Annotated in this window: 13 protein-coding genes; 3 read left to right on the forward strand and 10 right to left on the reverse strand. The window is 68.4% G+C overall.

The window, feature by feature from the left end:
- Positions 1-4: 4 nt before the first annotated feature.
- From metH to CS1GBM4_RS14415, 4 genes are all read right to left on the reverse strand, one after another.
- Positions 5-3,757, reverse strand: coding sequence for a methionine synthase (gene metH / locus CS1GBM4_RS14400; RefSeq protein WP_186419420.1), 3,753 nt, complete (start codon positions 3,755-3,757; stop codon positions 5-7).
- Between the two features lie 138 nt (positions 3,758-3,895).
- Entirely contained in the window at positions 3,896-4,807 is a 912-nt protein-coding gene (gene metF, locus CS1GBM4_RS14405; protein ID WP_186419421.1) for a methylenetetrahydrofolate reductase [NAD(P)H], read from the reverse strand.
- Positions 4,807-5,820: a metalloregulator ArsR/SmtB family transcription factor gene (locus CS1GBM4_RS14410; protein WP_244607231.1), complete on the reverse strand. Its 1,014-nt coding sequence runs from the start codon at positions 5,818-5,820 to the stop codon at positions 4,807-4,809. The genes metF and CS1GBM4_RS14410 overlap by 1 nt, the downstream gene beginning before the upstream one ends.
- A gap of 157 nt (positions 5,821-5,977) precedes the next feature.
- Positions 5,978-7,417, reverse strand: coding sequence for a PLP-dependent aminotransferase family protein (locus tag CS1GBM4_RS14415; RefSeq protein ID WP_186419423.1), 1,440 nt, complete (start codon positions 7,415-7,417; stop codon positions 5,978-5,980).
- Positions 7,418-7,498: 81 nt separating this feature from the next.
- On the opposite strand from CS1GBM4_RS14415, the gene CS1GBM4_RS14420 reads away from it, so the two are divergent.
- Positions 7,499-8,362 (forward strand): DMT family transporter, encoded by an 864-nt coding sequence (locus CS1GBM4_RS14420; RefSeq protein ID WP_186419424.1) that lies wholly within the window; start codon positions 7,499-7,501, stop codon positions 8,360-8,362.
- 295 nt (positions 8,363-8,657) lie between these two features.
- Here the strand turns inward: CS1GBM4_RS14420 and CS1GBM4_RS14425 are convergent, their stop codons facing one another.
- Positions 8,658-8,861, reverse strand: a complete 204-nt coding sequence (locus CS1GBM4_RS14425) for a cold-shock protein (RefSeq protein WP_186419425.1) — start codon at positions 8,859-8,861, stop codon at positions 8,658-8,660.
- Positions 8,862-9,106: 245 nt separating this feature from the next.
- Entirely contained in the window at positions 9,107-11,305 is a 2,199-nt protein-coding gene (locus CS1GBM4_RS14430) for a glycoside hydrolase family 3 N-terminal domain-containing protein (RefSeq protein WP_186419426.1), read from the reverse strand.
- 138 nt (positions 11,306-11,443) lie between these two features.
- On the opposite strand from CS1GBM4_RS14430, the gene CS1GBM4_RS14435 reads away from it, so the two are divergent.
- The gene (locus CS1GBM4_RS14435; protein ID WP_244607232.1) at positions 11,444-12,049 is read left to right on the forward strand and encodes a YitT family protein; all 606 of its coding nucleotides are present in this window, start codon (positions 11,444-11,446) and stop codon (positions 12,047-12,049) included.
- 68 nt (positions 12,050-12,117) lie between these two features.
- A complete protein-coding gene (locus tag CS1GBM4_RS14440; RefSeq protein WP_186419428.1) occupies positions 12,118-13,263 on the forward strand; it encodes an alpha-hydroxy acid oxidase in 1,146 nt (381 codons plus the stop codon).
- A gap of 22 nt (positions 13,264-13,285) precedes the next feature.
- Here the strand turns inward: CS1GBM4_RS14440 and CS1GBM4_RS24460 are convergent, their stop codons facing one another.
- The 4 genes from CS1GBM4_RS24460 to ettA all read right to left on the reverse strand — a co-directional run bounded on the left by CS1GBM4_RS24460 (position 13,286) and on the right by ettA (position 15,666).
- The gene (locus CS1GBM4_RS24460; protein ID WP_210201583.1) at positions 13,286-13,459 is read right to left on the reverse strand and encodes a PIN domain-containing protein; all 174 of its coding nucleotides are present in this window, start codon (positions 13,457-13,459) and stop codon (positions 13,286-13,288) included.
- Positions 13,431-13,652 (reverse strand): hypothetical protein, encoded by a 222-nt coding sequence (locus CS1GBM4_RS24465; RefSeq protein ID WP_210201584.1) that lies wholly within the window; start codon positions 13,650-13,652, stop codon positions 13,431-13,433. Before CS1GBM4_RS24465 ends, CS1GBM4_RS24460 begins: the two co-directional genes overlap by 29 nt.
- Positions 13,649-13,939, reverse strand: a complete 291-nt coding sequence (locus tag CS1GBM4_RS14450) for a type II toxin-antitoxin system prevent-host-death family antitoxin (protein WP_186419429.1) — start codon at positions 13,937-13,939, stop codon at positions 13,649-13,651. The genes CS1GBM4_RS24465 and CS1GBM4_RS14450 overlap by 4 nt, the downstream gene beginning before the upstream one ends.
- Before the next feature lie 74 nt (positions 13,940-14,013).
- Positions 14,014-15,666, reverse strand: a complete 1,653-nt coding sequence (ettA, locus tag CS1GBM4_RS14455; protein ID WP_186419430.1) for an energy-dependent translational throttle protein EttA — start codon at positions 15,664-15,666, stop codon at positions 14,014-14,016.
- Positions 15,667-15,739 lie beyond the last annotated feature (73 nt).

The raw sequence follows: 15,739 nt of genomic DNA on the forward strand, positions 1-15,739 counted from the left end.
GCGCCTACTCCGCAGCCTCGAGCGCGTAGGCGCCCGGCTCGTAGTTCAGGATCGGCGCCAGCCAGCGCTCGACCTCGCGCACGTCCATGCCCTTGCGCCGCGCATAGTCCTCGGCCTGGTCGCGCTCGACCTTGGCGACGCCGAAATAATAGGCGTCAGGATGCGAGAGATAGAGGCCGGAGACCGAGGAGCCCGGCCACATCGCATAGCTCTCGGTCAGCTTGACGCCGACGCGGCGCTCGGCCTGGAGCAGGTCGAACAAGGTCGCCTTCTCGGTATGGTCGGGCTGGGCCGGATAGCCCGGCGCCGGGCGGATGCCCTGATAAGCCTCGCGGATCAGCGCCTCGTTGTCGAGCGCCTCGTCCGGGGCATAGGCCCAGAACTCGGTGCGCACGCGCTGATGCATGCGCTCGGCAAAGGCCTCGGCGATGCGGTCGGCCAGCGCCTTGACCATGATCGAGCGGTAATCGTCGTTGTCGCGGGCGAAGCGCTCGGAGATGCGCTCCTCCTCCGCCCCCGAGGTCACCACGAAGGCGCCGACATAGTCGGGCGCGACGCCTTCCGGCGCGACGAAGTCGGAGATGCACAGATTCGGCTTGCCGTCGCGCTTGGAGAGCTGCTGGCGCAGGCCGTGGAAGGTGGCGAGCGTCTCCTGCCGGCTCTCGCCGGTATAGAGGCGGATATCGTCGCCGACCGCATTGGCCGGCCAGAAGCCGATCACCGCCTTCGGGTTGAACCAGCGCTCCTCGACGACGCGTTTCAGCATCGCCTGCGCATCCTCCCAGAGCTGGCGTGCCGCCTCGCCCTGCTTCTCGTCCTCCAGGATCGCAGGGTACCGGCCCTTCAGCTCCCAGGTCTGGAAGAACGGCGTCCAGTCGATCAGCGGCACGAGCTCGGAGAGGTCGTAGCTGCGGAAGATGCGGGTGCCCAGGAAGCTCGGCTTCGGCGGCTGGTAGCTCGCGAAATCCGGCTTGAAGGCATTGGCGCGGGCTTTCGCCAGCGGCAGGCGCTGCTTGTCCGCCTCCGAGCGGCGATGGGCGGCGGCGACCTTCTCGTACTCGGCCTGGATGCCCTCGACATAGGCCGGCTTCAGATCCTGCGAGAGCAGGCTGGAGACCACGCCGACGGCGCGCGAGGCGTCGGTGACGTAGACCGCCTGGCCCTGGTTGTAGGCCGGGTGGATCTTCACCGCGGTGTGCACCCGGCTGGTCGTCGCCCCGCCGATCAGCAACGGGATGTCGAAGCCCTCGCGCTCCATCTCGGAGGCGACGGTGACCATCTCGTCGAGCGAGGGCGTGATCAGGCCGGAGAGGCCGATGATGTCGACCTTCTCCTTGCGTGCCGTATCGAGGATCTTCTGCGTCGGCACCATCACGCCGAGGTCGATCACCTCGTAATTATTGCACTGGAGCACGACGCCGACGATGTTCTTGCCGATGTCGTGGACGTCGCCCTTCACCGTCGCCATCAGCACCTTGCCGGCGGCCGAGCGCTCGGCGCCGCCATTGAGGCGCTTCTCCTCCTCCATGAACGGCATCAGGTAGGCGACCGCCTGCTTCATCACGCGGGCCGACTTCACCACCTGCGGCAGGAACATCTTGCCGGCGCCGAACAGGTCGCCGACCACGTTCATCCCGGCCATCAGCGGGCCCTCGATCACGTCGAGCGGCCGCGCCGCCTGCGCCCGCGCCTCCTCGGTGTCGGCCTCGATGAACTCGGTGATGCCGTTGACCAGCGCATGCTCCAGCCGCTTCTGCACCGGGGCGTCGCGCCAGGCGAGATCCTTGCCGGACGTGGCGGCCGAGCCGTCGCCCTTGAAGCGCGGCGCCGCCTCCAGCAGCCGCTCGGTCGCATCCTTGCGGCGGTTGAGGACGACGTCCTCGCAGAGCTCGCGCAGCTCCGGATCGAGGTCGTCATAGGAGCCGAGCTGGCCGGCATTGACGATGCCCATGTCCATGCCGGCCCGGATCGCATGGAAAAGGAAGACCGAATGCATCGCCTCGCGGACCTTCTCGTTGCCGCGGAAGGAGAAGGACAGGTTCGAGACGCCGCCGGAGATATGCGCGTGCGGCAGCGTCTCGCGGATGGTACGCGTCGCGTTGATGAAATCGTTGCCGTAATTGTCGTGCTCCTCGATCCCGGTCGCCACCGCGAAGATGTTGGGATCGAAGATGATGTCCTCGGGCGGGAAGCCGGCGACCTCGGTCAGCAGCCTGTAGGCGCGGGTGCAGATCTCGATCTTGCGCTCATAGGTGTCGGCCTGGCCCTTCTCGTCGAAGGCCATGACCACCACCGCGGCGCCATATTGCCGGCAGATGCGGGCATGTTCGAGGAAGGCTTCCTCGCCCTCCTTCATCGAGATCGAGTTGACGATCGGCTTGCCCTGGATCGTCTTGAGGCCGGCCTCGATCACATGGAATTTCGAGGAATCGACCATGATCGGCACGCGCGAGATGTCCGGCTCCGAGGCGATCAGGTTGCAGAACTCGGTCATCGCCTTCTCGGAATCGAGCAGGCCCTCGTCCATGTTGATGTCGATGACCTGCGCGCCATTGGCGACCTGGTCGCGCGCGACGTCGAGCGCCGCGGCATAGTCGCCGGCGGTGATCAGCTTCCTGAACCTGGCCGAGCCGGTGACGTTGGTGCGCTCGCCGACATTGACGAAGGGAATGGTCTCGTCGAGCGTGAACGGCTCGAGCCCGGCGAGCCTGAGATAGGGCTTCGGCTCCGGCACGATGCGCGGCGCCTTGCCGGCGATGGCTTCCGCGATCGCGCGGATATGCTCCGGCGTGGTGCCGCAGCAGCCGCCGACGACGTTGACGAAACCGGCATCGGCGAACTCGGCCAGCATCCTGGCGGTCGCCTCCGGCCGCTCGTCATAGAGGCCGAACTCGTTGGGCAGGCCGGCGTTCGGGTAGGCGCAGACCAGGGTTCCGGCGACGCGCGACATGTCCTTGATATGGGCGCGCATCTCGCGCGCGCCGAGGGCGCAGTTGAGGCCGACCGTCAGCGGATCGGCATGGCGCACGGCGTTCCAGAAGGCCTCCACGGTCTGGCCGGAGAGCGTGCGGCCGGAGAGATCGGTGATCGTGCCGGAGATCATCACCGGCAGTCTCACGCCCTTCTCGCGGAAGACCTCCTGGATCGCGACGATCGCGGCCTTGGCGTTGAGCGTGTCGAAGATCGTCTCGATCAGCAGCAGCTCCGAGCCGCCGTCGATCAGCCCGCGCACCTGCTCCGCATAGGACTCGCGGACCTGGTCGAAGGTGACGGCGCGGAAACCGGGATTGTTGACGTCGGGCGAGATCGACAGCGTGCGGTTGGTCGGGCCGATCGCGCCGGCGACGAAGCGGCGCCGGCCATCCTCGCTCCGCGCGATCTCGGCGGCCTCGCGCGCGATCCGGGCGCAGGCGACGTTGAGCTCGTAGACCAGCGCCTCCATGCCGTAATCGGCCTGGGCGATCGCGGTAGCCGAGAAAGTGTTGGTCTCGACGATGTCGGCGCCGGCCCGGTAATAGGCGAGATGGATGTCGCGCAGCGCCTCCGGCAGCGTCAGCGCGATCAGGTCGTTATTGCCCTTGAGATCGCGGTTCCAGCCCTTGAACCGCTCGCCGCGGAAATCGGCCTCGCTCAGCTTCAGGTTCTGGATCTGCGTCCCCATCGCGCCGTCGAGCACGAGGATGCGTTCGGAGGCGGCCTGGCGCAGGACGCGCTCGATTTCGGCGCCGTCGACGGGGACTGGTGTGAACTCTGACATCGTCACGCTTTCGTCTCGGTTCTTTGCAGCGCTGGTGGCGCCCTTCCCGTCATTGCGAGGAGCGGAGCGACGACGCGATCCAGAGGAACGTGGGCTCTGCCACTCCTGGATTGCTTCGCTCGGCTCGCATTGACGAAGTCACGCCGCCGCCACCTGCGGCGCCGGCGCCGTCTCCGGCTTCAGGCCGACGAGGTGGCAGATCGCGTAGACCAGGTCGGCCTTGTTCATCGTGTAGAAATGCAGGTCGGAGACGCCGCGATCGACGAGGTCGAGCACCTGCTCGGCGCAGACGGCGGCTGCCACCAGCCGGCGCGTCGCCGGGTCGTCCTCCAGCCCCTCGAAGCGGTCGGCCAGCCATTGCGGCACGCTCGCCCCGGTCTTGCGGGCGAAGCCGGCGGTCTGCTTGAAGTTCTGCACCGGCACGATTCCCGGCAGGATCGGGATCTCGATGCCGTGCGAGCGGACCTTGTCCAGATAGCGGAAATAGACGTCGTTATCGAAGAAGAACTGGGTGATCGCCCGCGTCGCGCCGGCATCGACCTTCTTCTTCAGCGCCTCGATGTCGGCGTCGAGCGAGGCCGCTTCCGGATGCTTCTCCGGATAGGCCGAGACGGTGACCTCGAAATCGCCGATCCTGCGGATGCCGGCGACGAGGTCGCAGGTCTGCTGATAGCCGTCGGGATGCGGTTCGTAGATCGTCCCGAGCCCGCCCGCCGGGTCGCCGCGCAGCGCCACGATATGGCGCACCCCCGCCGCCCAGTAGGAGCGGATGACGTCGTCGACCTCGGCGCAGGAGGCGGAGACGCAGGTCAGGTGCGCCGCGGGCCGGAGATGGGTCTCATCGACCATGCGCTTGACGGTGTTGTGGGTGCGTTCGCGTGTCGAGCCGCCGGCGCCATAGGTCACCGAGACGAAGGCCGGCTTCAGCGGTTCGAGACGGCGCACGCTTTCCCACAGGCTGGCCTCCATCTCCGCGCTCTTCGGCGGGAAGAACTCGAAGGAGACGCGCGGACGGCGCGAGCCGTGGCGGCTGGGACGGAACGCGCTCATCAGGCAACCTCACGATCGAACTGGCGAAGCGGGAAATCGCCCTGGAGGCGCCGGTCGCGCCCGCGCCAGAGCATGACACCGAGCTGACCGGAAGCCCCGTCGGGCGCGGTGATCTCCTCGGCGAGGTCGCATTCCAGGCCCGCCTCGCCGAACCAGGCGACGATCTCGTCCTTCTCGAAACCGAGCCGGCGATGGGCGTGCTCGGTGCGCAGGAACTCCATTTCGTGCGGCGCGAAATCGACCAGGATCAGGCGCCCGCCCGGGGAGAGCAGCGCCGCGGCCTCGCGCAGCGCCCGGGCCGGATCGTCGAGGAAGTGCAGCACCTGGTGCACGATCACCAGATCGAAGGAGCCGCGCGCAAAGGGCAGCGCGTAGATGTCGCCCTGCCGGAGCTCGACCCGCGACAGCCCGGCCTTTTCGAGATTGGCGCGCGCCACCGCCAGCATCGCGTGGCTCGCGTCGACGCCGACCGCGCGCGCCGCCTTCGGCGCCAGCCGCTCCAGCATGCGCCCGGTGCCGGTACCGAGATCGAGCAACGCCTGCAGCGGCTGGTCGCCCACCGCGGCCTCGACCGCCGCCTCGACGGCCGCATCCGGCACATGCAGCGAGCGCAGCTGGTCCCATTCGCGCGCGACATTGGCGAAATAGGATTGCGCCGCCGCGGCCCGGGACGCGCGCACGGCCGCGAGGCGCTCGCGATCGGCCGCAAGCACCGGGTCGGCAGGGTCGAGATCGCGCGCGAGCGCCAGGGCCAGCGCGCCGCCCGGGGTCGCATCGTCGAGCCGGAAGAAGGCGAAGGCCCCTTCCCGCGAGCGCCGCAGCAGCCCGGCCTCGGCCATCAGCTTGAGATGGCGCGAGATGCGCGGCTGCGACTGGCCGAGAATGTCGGTGAGATCGGAGACCGAGAGCTCGCCCTCGGCCAGCAGCGCCAGGATCCGCAGCCGCGTCTCCTCGCCCGCCGCGCGCAGCGAGGCCAGCAGGGTCGGCAGCGAATGATGGAAGCGGCGGGTCACCTGGGAGCGCCTCGACATCTGTGAAAGATATAAAGATATCTTTATGTCAGCTTGACCAGAATGGCAAGCCCGCTTGTCCGATATTCCGGTCAGCGTCGACGGATCAAACAAACGCGAGCACGCCCCTCCACGCTGAAGAATGGCTCGGCGTCCCCTCCTACGCAGGCTTGCTCGACGCACTCGCCCGCATCGCCTCGCGCAGCACGCCGAAGATCCTGGGATCGGCGGCTTGCGCCACGTTGAAGCGCATGAAATGCCGCGCTGTCCGCGACAGGCTGAACGCGTTGCCCGGCGCCAGCACGATCCCTTCCCCGAGCGCATGCCGGGCGATCTCGGCCGCGTCGATATCCCCCGGGAGGCGGCACCACAGGAACAGCCCGCCGCGCGGCGTCAGCCAGGGCTCGATGCCAAGCGCGGCAAGCCGGCCGCCCGTCTCCGCCATGGCCCGTCCCAGGCGCTGGCGCAGCCCCTCGACATGCCGGCGATAGCTGCCGTCCTTCAGCAGGTCGAGCACCAGCTCGGCCGCGAGCCGCCCGCCGCCGAAGGAGAGCGCGACCTTGAGGTCGACCAGCCCCTCCACCCAGTCCTGCCGCGCCGCGATGAAGCCACAGCGCACCGAGGCCGACAACGTCTTCGAGAAGCTGCCGATCTGAATCACCCGCTCCAGCCCGTCGAGCCCGGCGAGCCGGGGCGCGAACTCCGGCTCGAGATCGCCGAAGATGTCGTCCTCGACGATGGTCAGCCCGGCCTGCTCGGCGAGCTTGAGCAGGCGGTGAGCGGTCGCGGCCGAGAGCGTCGCGCCGGTCGGGTTGTGCAGGCCGCAATTGGTGACGTAGAGCCGCGGCCGGTGCTCGGCCAGCGCCTGGGCGAACAGGCCGAGATCGGGCCCGGACGGCGTGTAGGGCACGCCGACGATGCGGGCGCGATGGGCGCGCAGCAGCGCCTGGAAGTTGAAATAGCAGGGATCGTCGACCAGCACCGTGTCGCCGGGCTCGAGCAGGAAGCGGCAGACCAGGTCGATCGCCTGCGTGCCCGACTCGGTCAGGACGATCTGGTCGGGCGCGGCCTCGACGCAGCGCTCGGCGAGACGATGGGCGAGGAGCTGGCGCAGCGCCGGCAGGCCGAGCGGCGTCCCGTACTCCGCCAGCGTCGCCGCCTCCGCCCGGCCGAGGCGACGCAGCGCCTTGCGGATCGCGGCCTCCGGCATCCAGTCCGGCGGCAGCCAGCCGCAGCCGGGCCGCAGGCTCTGCGCGTCGGCATCGAGCGACTGCCGGGAGATCCAGAGCGGGTCGACCGCGCGGTCGAGCTTCGGCGCGACATCGGCGAGCGAGAGCGGCGGCAGGCGCCGGACATAGAAGCCGGAGCCGCGCCGCGCCTGGATCGCCCCCTCGGCCGCCAGCCGCTCATAGGCCTCGACCACCGTCGACTTCGACACGCCCATGCTCCCGGCGAGGCCGCGGATCGAGGGCAGCTTGGCGCCCGGCGCCAACGTCCTCCCGGCGATCCGCTGCCGGATCGTCGCCATGACGCGCCCGACGAGCGTGTCGGCGCCCGCCGCGACTTCGCCGGAATCGTTAATCTGTACCGCTTCCAACATCAGGACACTTTGCCCGAACTGTATCGGACTGTCTCTGGAAATCGACCAAGCCTCACCGCATGCAAACACTCAGGAGGCACCATGGACAGAACCGCGAACGGCTTGCTCAACGGCTTCATCGGCGTCCTGATCTTCAGCGGCTCGCTGCCGGCGACCCGCGTCGCCGTCGCAGATTTCGATCCCGTCTTCCTCACCGTCGCGCGCGCCGCCATCGCCGGCCTGCTCGGGCTCGCCCTCCTGCTCGCGCTCAGGCAGAAGCGGCCGGAGCCCGCCGACCTCTTGCCGCTCGCCGTGGTCGCGCTCTGCGTGGTCGTCGGCTTCCCGCTCTTGACGGCGCTCGCGCTCAAGCACGTCACCTCGGCCCACTCGATCGTCTTCGTCGGACTGCTGCCGCTCGCGACCGCGATCTTCGGCGTGCTGCGCGGGGGCGAGCGGCCACGCCCGGCCTTCTGGCTCTTCGCCGGGCTCGGCAGCCTCTGCGTCGTCGGCTTCGCCTGGACGCAGGGCTTCGCCGCCTCCCCGCTCGGCGACCTCCTGATGCTCGCCGCCATCACCGCCTGCGGGCTGGGCTATGCCGAGGGCGCGCGCCTCTCGCGCCGTCTCGGCGGCTGGCAGGTGATCTCCTGGGCGCTGGTGTTGTCGCTGCCGATCATGGCCGCGCTCACGCTGCTGACCTTGCCGGCCTCGTTCGGGCAGGTCGGCGGCGGCGCCTGGCTCGGCCTCGCCTATGTCTCGCTGTTCAGCATGCTGATCGGCTTCGTCTTCTGGTATCGCGGACTGGTCCAGGGCGGCATCGCCGCCGTCGGGCAGCTGCAATTGCTGCAGCCCTTCTTCGGGCTGGCGCTGGCGGCGCTGCTGCTCGGCGAGACGGTCGGCTGGCAGATGGTCGCGACCTCGGTCGCCGTCGTCCTCTGCGTCGCCGGGGCGCGGCGCTACGCGCGATAGATCGGGATCATCCGGGACCTTGCTGGTGTTGCGGCGAGCCGCGCGACGGAGAGCCCGGGCTGCGGAGAGAGCGCATGAGCCGCTCGGGAGCGTGCGCAACCGCGGCACCGCCGGCCGCCGAGCATTCGGTCCATGTCACGATCGGGACCTGCGACGCGCATCGTCGCGAGCGCGCACTCGACACGCCGGTCGGAGCCGGTCGTCGATCCGGCGGCGAGCCCGGCCGGCACCGGGCACAGCCCTCACAACCGCAGGCCCGCAGCCTTCGTCACGCCTACCATGCCTCAAGCCGCGTTCAGAGCAGCTTCAGGTCCCCTGCCGCGGTCTTGCCGCGTTCGGTCTTCAATTCGAAGGAGAGCTTCTGCCCTTCGGTCAGGGACATCATCCCCGCTTCCTTGACGGCCGTGATGTGGACGAACACATCCTTGCCGCCGTCGGAAGGCTGAATGAAGCCGTAGCCCTTCTCAGTGTTGAACCATTTCACGGTTCCGGTCGCCATCGCCGCATCCCTTGGAGCATCCGTGGTCGCAACGGAGCCCCCTCGGCAACATGTCGAAAAGGCCCCGCGCAGCAAGGATTGACCGAAAACGCAAGCTTGTCGAGATGGAAGCTGCGGCAGTTGCCGTTGCGTCCGCGCTTCGCCTCCAGATGGAAACGCAACAGCGGCCGCCCGGAAAAGCGATCCTTCAACTAAACGCAAGACGAATTCGGCGATCCGGCTGCTTCGGGCCGGCCGATCCGGCTCTAACGCTTCACCAGCTCGAACTGCGTCCTGGCCGCGGCCAGGGACGAGCCGCCGAGATAGACCTCGATAATGCCTGGATCGAGTTGGTAGCGCCCGGTATCGTCATGGCCGCCGAGCGCCCTGCCCTCCAGCCTGAACCTGACCGTCTTCGTCTCGCCGGCCTTGAGGAAGACCTTTTCGAAGCCCTTGAGCAGGCGCAGCGGCCGCGAGCGCTCGGCCACCGGCTGGCGGATATAAAGCTGTACCACCTCCTGGCCATCGCGCTCGCCCTGGTTCGTCACGTCGACCGCGACCTCGGTCGCCCCGTCGAACGGCACCCTGGCGTTCGTCACCCTGGGATCGGCATAGGCGAAGCGGCTGTAGGACAGGCCGAAGCCGAACGGATAGAGCGCCTCGTTGGCCTCGTCCATGTAGATCGATTCATAGCGCTGGCGGATCTTCTGCGGCCGGCCGGTCGGCAGCTGGTCGTAATAGACCGGGATCTGGCCGACCGAGCGCGGGAAGCTCATCGGCGTGCGCCCGGACGGGTTGACCTTGCCGGCGAGCACCTCGGCGATCGCGGCCCGCCCTTCGGTGCCGCCATGGAAGGTCTGCACGATCGCCGCGACATGCCTGTCGGCCCAGCCGAGCACCAGCGGCCGCGCCGTCGCCAGCACCAGCACCACCGGCTTGCCGGTCGCGACCAGCGCCTCGAGCAATTCCTGCTGCACGCCGGGCAGGCGAAGATCGGTGCGCGAGGCGCCCTCGCCCATGAACTCGCAATCCTCGCCGAGCATGGTCACGACGAGGTCGGCGGCGGCCGCCGCCTTCAGCGCGGCCTCCTTGTCCTTGAACTCGGTCCCGCAATTCCTGCTGAAGGCGGGCTGGTAGGTCACCTCGACCCCGGCCGGGAGCTGCTCGCGCAGCGCGTCCGGCAGCGGCTGCACGACGCGGCGGCCGAGGCCGGCCGGATCGGTCCAGACCCGCTCGTCCTCCGGCACCGCCATGGCGCCGATCACCGCGACCGATTTGACCGAGGCCGCGATCGGCAGCACCTGGCGCTCGTTCTTGAGCAGGATCACGCCCTCGCGCGCCGCCTGGCGCGCGACCTTGCGAGCCTCTTCGGTCTGCATCAGCGAGGGCGCGGCGGCGACGTCGACATCCGGCCGCTCGAACAGGCCGAGATGGAATTTGACCCTGAGCACCCGCCGGACCGCCTCGTCGAGCGCCTTCGCCGGTACCCGGCCCGCCTTCACCTCGCCCGCGAGGTGCTTGTGGTAGACGTCGCCCATCATGTCCATGTCGATGCCGGCGAGCAGCGCCTTGCGGGCGGCTTCCGCGTCGTCCCTGGCGATGCCGTGCAGGCGCAGCTCGGTGATCGAGCCGAAATCCGAGGTGACGAAGCCGCGGAAGCCCCATTGCCCGCGCAGGAGATCGGTCAGCATGCCGCGATGGGCCGTGGCCGGCATGCCGTTCAGGGCGTTGAACGCCGCCATCGCCGTCATCGCGCCGACATCGAAGGAGGCCTTGAACGGCGGCAGGAAGAGATCGTGCAGCTGGCTGGTCGGGATCCAGGTCGAGTTGTAGTCGCGCCCGCCCTCGGCGGCGCCGTAGCCGACGAAATGCTTCACCGTCGCCGCGACGCCGCCGCGCTGGTAGCCGCGGGTGCGCGCCGCCGCGATCACGCTGGCGAGATGGGCATCCTCGCCCGCGCCCTCCAGCACCCGGCCCCAGCGCGGGTCGCGCGAGATGTCGACCATGGGCGCGAAGGTCCAGTTGACGCCGGCGGCGCGCGCCTCGCGCCCGGTCCAATAGGCCGCCTGCTCGATCAGCGCCGGGTTCCAGCTCGACGCCTGGCCGAGCGGCAGCGGAAAATAGGTCGAGAAGCCATGGACGGCGTCGAGACCGATGATCAGCGGGATCCTGAGGCGCGACTGCCGCACCGCCTCCTGCACCTGGCGGATCTCCTGCGGCACGACGAAGTTCATCACCGCGCCCATGCGGCCGGTCCTGACCTGCTCGATGTCGAAGCCCTCGCCGCGGCCGGAGAGGTGGAGCTGGCCGACCTTCTCCTCCAGCGTCATCTGCTTCAGCAGCGCCGATATCTTGCGCTCGATCTCGGCCGCCTCGCGCCCGGTCTTCCAGCCGACCTGCTGCTGCGCCAGGGCGACGCCGGCAAGACCGCAGAAAAGGAGTGCAGCGACGAGCCGCCGAATCATGTCGAAGCCTTGTGCTTGCTCGGAAGGTCGGGCGCCCGGTACAGGATCGGCGCGGACGGCTCAACCATTGCATTGCCGGCAGGCGATGAACGTGAGCTGAAGCAGGCGGGGCGGCGGATGGTGCACAGGACGACCGACATGGCCACGGCGGCCCGGCACCGCCTCTACGAGGACGCCCTGGCGATGCTGCTCGGCGCCATGCTGGTCAGCCTCGGAGTCGCGCTCTACGGCAAGGCGACGCTGGTGACGGGCGGCGTCGCCGGCCTCGCCCTGCTGCTCGAGGCCGCCGGAGGCCCAGCCTTCTCGGTCGGCTTCTTTCTCGCCAACCTGCCCTTCTACTGGCTGGCCTTGCAGCGCATGGGGCGCGCCTACACGCTGCGGACCTTCATCGCCGTCGCCCTCGTCTCCGGCCTGAGCTGGGCGACGCCTCGTCTCATCCGGATCGAGGCGGTCGATCCGGTCTACGCCGCGATCGCCGGCGGCTCGCTGATGGGCATCGGCATGCTCGTGCTCTTCCGCCACCGCACCGGGCTCGGCGGCGTCAATGTGCTCGCCGCCTGGCTGCAGGAGCGGCACGGCCTGCGCGCCGGCTGGCTCCAGCTCGGCATCGACATCGTCATCCTGGCGGCCGCCGCTCTGGTGCTGCCGCTCGACCGGGTCGCCCTGTCGCTGCTGGGTGCCGTCGCGCTCAACCTCAACCTGGCGATCAACCACCGGCCGGGGCGCTATCTCGGCGTGACGTGAGCGGCCGGTTGCCTCACGCTCCGTTCCATGCGACCTCGCACGGCGGAGCAACGCAGGACGACACGACCATGGCCCAGCCTTTGACCATCGAAGATCTCCGTCTTCTGGCGAAGCGCCGCGTCCCCCGAATGTTCTACGACTATGCCGATTCCGGCGCCTGGACCGAGACCACCTATCGCGAGAACGAGAGCGATTTCGCCAGGATCAAGCTGCGCCAGCGCGTCGCCGTCGACATGACCAACCGGACGCTGGCGACGACCATGGCCGGCCAGAGCGTCTCGATGCCGGTCGCGCTCGCCCCCACCGGGCTCACCGGCATGCAGCACGCCGACGGCGAGATCCTCGCCGCCAAGGCCGCGGCCAAGGCGGGCGTGCCCTTCACCCTCTCGACCATGAGCATCTGCTCGATCGAGGACGTCGCCGCCAACAGCGACGCGCCGTTCTGGTTCCAGCTCTATGTGATGCGCGACCGCGAGTTCATCGGCCGCCTGATCGACCGCGCCAGGGCGGCCGGCTGCTCGGCGCTGATGCTGACGCTTGACCTGCAGATCCTCGGCCAGCGCCACAAGGACATCCGCAACGGCCTCTCCGCCCCGCCCAAGCCGACGCTCGCCAACCTGATCAACCTCGCCTTCAAGCCGCGCTGGTGCATGGGCATGCTCGGCACGAAGCGGCGCACCTTCGGCAACATCGTCGGCCACGCCAAGGGCGTCGGCGACCTCTCCTCGCTCTCCTCCTGGACCGCCGAGCAGTTCGACCCGACGCTGAGCTGGGACGACGTCAAATGGATCAAGGACCGCTGGGGCGGCAAGCTGATCCTCAAGGGCATCCTCGACGCCGAGGACGCCGAGCTCGCGGCGGGGAGCGGCGCCGATGCCCTGATCGTCTCCAACCATGGCGGGCGCCAGCTCGACGGCGCCGTCTCGGCGATCGCGGCCCTGCCCGGCATCGTCGAGCAGGTCGGCGGGCGCATGGAGGTCTGGATGGACGGCGGCGTCCGCTCCGGCCAGGACGTGCTCAAGGCGGTGGCGCTCGGCGCCCGCGGTGTCCTGATCGGCCGCGCCTTCCTCTACGGGCTCGGCGCCATGGGCGAGGACGGCGTCAAGCTCGCCCTCGACATCATCCGCAAGGAGATGGACATCACCATGGCCCTCTGCGGCAAGCGCGACATCCAGGACGTCGACGGAAACATCCTGGTGAAGGGGAAGGCGTGAGGCGCTGCGCCGCGGACGCCCCTCAAGCGCTCAGGAGCGCCACGCCATAGGCCCCCAGCGAGCTGTCGGATGTCACGAGAGTGAGCTGGCGCCGCATCGCCTGCGCCACGATCATCCGGTCGAATGGATCGCGATGCAGCGACGGCAGACGTCCCGCGTCGATGGCGTCATCGCGTTCGATCGGGAGCCATGACATCCCCAGCGCCTCGACCCGCTCCAGCGAAGTCCAGCTTACCGATCCCGCGCTTGATTTCGAGTTCCCAGATCGTGGCGACGCTGACGAAGAGCTGATCGGCCTCGGCGATGGACTTTCTGGCCGCATCGGTCAGCCGGCCATGGTGAAGCCCCGTCCACCACAGCAAGGCGTTGCTGTCGAGCAGCAGCTTCACCTTGACCCGCTGCGCCGAGACGGATCGTGAAGCTCGTGCTTCGCGCTGCCTTCGAAAAGATCAGCCAGCTCGTCGTCCGGTTTCCACCAGTCCGGGTCGATCTCGACGAACAGACCGGCCAACTGCCCCGGCTCGCGCTTCGGCTTCGGCTCGGCAGCAGCCTCGACCTGGACCAGCCTGACCGCCGGCACGCCGTTGCGCGCGATCACGACCTCCTCGCCCCGCAGCGCCTGCTCGATCAGGCGCGACAGATTGGTCTTGGCCTCGTGGACATTGACGACGGTCACTTTCGTCTCGGCAGTGGATTGCGGGATTAGCTAACCTAGCCAACACGAAATCCGGCGCGAAGCGACGAGAGCTCTCAGCGCGTGAACTTCTTGTACTGGATCCGCTTCGGAATCGTTGAATCGATCCCTAAGCGCCGCTTCTTATCCTCTTCATAATCCTCGAAATTGCCCTCGAACCATTCGACATGGCTGTCGCCCTCGAAGGCGAGGATGTGGGTGGCGATGCGGTCGAGGAACCAGCGGTCGTGGCTGATGATCACGGCGCAGCCGGCATAGTCCTCCAGCGCCTCTTCCAGCGCCCGCAGCGTATCGACGTCGAGGTCGTTGGTCGGCTCGTCGAGCAGCAGGACATTGGCGCCGCTCTTCAGCATCTTGGCGAGGTGGACGCGGTTGCGCTCGCCGCCCGAGAGCATGCCGACCTTCTTCTGCTGGTCGCCGCCCTTGAAGTTGAAGGCCGAGCAGTAAGCCCTTGAATTCAGTTCCCTCTTGCCGAGGTAGATGATGTCGTTGCCGCCCGAGATCTCCTCCCAGACGGTCTTCTTGTCGTCGAGCGAGTCGCGGCTCTGGTCGACATAGCCGAGCTGCACGCTCTCGCCGATGGTGATCGTGCCGGCATCGGGCTTGTCCTGGCCGGTGATCATCCGGAACAGCGTGGTCTTGCCGGCGCCGTTCGGGCCGATCACGCCGACGATGCCGCCCGGCGGCAGCTTGAAGCTGAGATCGTCGATCAGGAGCTTGTCCTGGAAGCCCTTGGACAACCCGTCGAAATCGACGACGTTGTTGCCGAGCCGCTCGGCGATCGGGATGATGATCTGCGCGGTGTCCGGCCCCTTCTGGGACGCCTTCTGCACCAGTTCGTCATAGCGCTGGATGCGGGCCTTGTTCTTGGCCTGGCGCGCCTTCGGCGAGGCGTTGACCCATTCCTGCTCGCGGGCGAGCGTCTTCTGGCGGGCCACGTCCTCGCGGCCCTCCTGCTCCAGGCGCTTCTGCTTCTGCACCAGCCAGGACGAGTAGTTCCCCTCATAGGGGATGCCCTGGCCGCGATCGAGCTCGAGGATCCAGCCGGTGACGTTGTCGAGGAAGTAGCGGTCGTGGGTGACGATCAGGATCGCGCCGGGATAGGTGCGCAGATGCCCTTCCAGCCAGGCGGTGGTCTCGGCGTCGAGATGGTTGGTCGGCTCGTCGAGCAGCAGGAGCTCGGGCTGCTCCAGCAGCAGCTTGCACATGGCGACGCGGCGGCGCTCGCCGCCGGAGAGCTTGCCGACCTCCCAGTCGTCCGGCGGGCAGCGCAGCGCGTCCATCGCCTGGTCGACCTTGGAGTCTAGATCCCACAGGCCCTTGGCCTCGATCTCGTCCTGGAGATTGGTCATCTCGTCCGCGGTCTCGTCCGAATAGTTCATGGCGAGCTCGTTGTAGCGGTCGAGGATCGCCTTCTGCGGGGCGACGCCGAGCATGACGTTCTCGCGGACCGTCAGGCTCTCGTCGAGTTTGGGCTCCTGCGGCAGGTAGCCGACGCGCGCGCCCTCGGCGACCCAGGCCTCGCCGGTCCACTCCTTGTCGTAGCCGGCCATGATCTTGAGCAGGGTCGACTTGCCGGCACCGTTGACGCCGAGCACGCCGATCTTGGCGTCCGGGTAGAAGGAGAGGTGGATGTTGTTCAGAACCTGCTTGCCGCCGGGATAGGTCTTCGACAGGCCGCGCATATGGTAGATGAACTGACGAGACATGGGGCGTGCGGACTCCGCTTCGGACTGGGGCGCTGAGGCTTTCGGGAAATGTGCCGCGTATGTAGCGAGCCGG

Origin of the sequence: Allobosea sp. CS1GBMeth4 (genome assembly GCF_900185715.1) — a bacterium.
Taxonomy (GTDB): Bacteria; Pseudomonadota; Alphaproteobacteria; order Rhizobiales; family Beijerinckiaceae; genus Allobosea.

What these genes read in the sequence shown, in the direction of transcription:
- ettA (WP_186419430.1), bottom strand. Translation starts at nt 15,666, where the DNA reads ATGTCTCGTCAGTTCATCTACCATATGCGCGGCCTGTCGAAGACCTAT.
- CS1GBM4_RS14415 (WP_186419423.1), bottom strand. Translation starts at nt 7,417, where the DNA reads ATGTTGGAAGCGGTACAGATTAACGATTCCGGCGAAGTCGCGGCGGGC.
- CS1GBM4_RS24460 (WP_210201583.1), bottom strand. Translation starts at nt 13,459, where the DNA reads ATGTCATGGCTCCCGATCGAACGCGATGACGCCATCGACGCGGGACGT.
- CS1GBM4_RS14425 (WP_186419425.1), bottom strand. Translation starts at nt 8,861, where the DNA reads ATGGCGACCGGAACCGTGAAATGGTTCAACACTGAGAAGGGCTACGGC.
- metH (WP_186419420.1), bottom strand. Translation starts at nt 3,757, where the DNA reads ATGTCAGAGTTCACACCAGTCCCCGTCGACGGCGCCGAAATCGAGCGC.
- metF (WP_186419421.1), bottom strand. Translation starts at nt 4,807, where the DNA reads ATGAGCGCGTTCCGTCCCAGCCGCCACGGCTCGCGCCGTCCGCGCGTC.
- CS1GBM4_RS14420 (WP_186419424.1), top strand. Translation starts at nt 7,499, where the DNA reads ATGGACAGAACCGCGAACGGCTTGCTCAACGGCTTCATCGGCGTCCTG.
- CS1GBM4_RS14435 (WP_244607232.1), top strand. Translation starts at nt 11,444, where the DNA reads ATGGCCACGGCGGCCCGGCACCGCCTCTACGAGGACGCCCTGGCGATG.
- CS1GBM4_RS14440 (WP_186419428.1), top strand. Translation starts at nt 12,118, where the DNA reads ATGGCCCAGCCTTTGACCATCGAAGATCTCCGTCTTCTGGCGAAGCGC.
- CS1GBM4_RS14430 (WP_186419426.1), bottom strand. Translation starts at nt 11,305, where the DNA reads ATGATTCGGCGGCTCGTCGCTGCACTCCTTTTCTGCGGTCTTGCCGGC.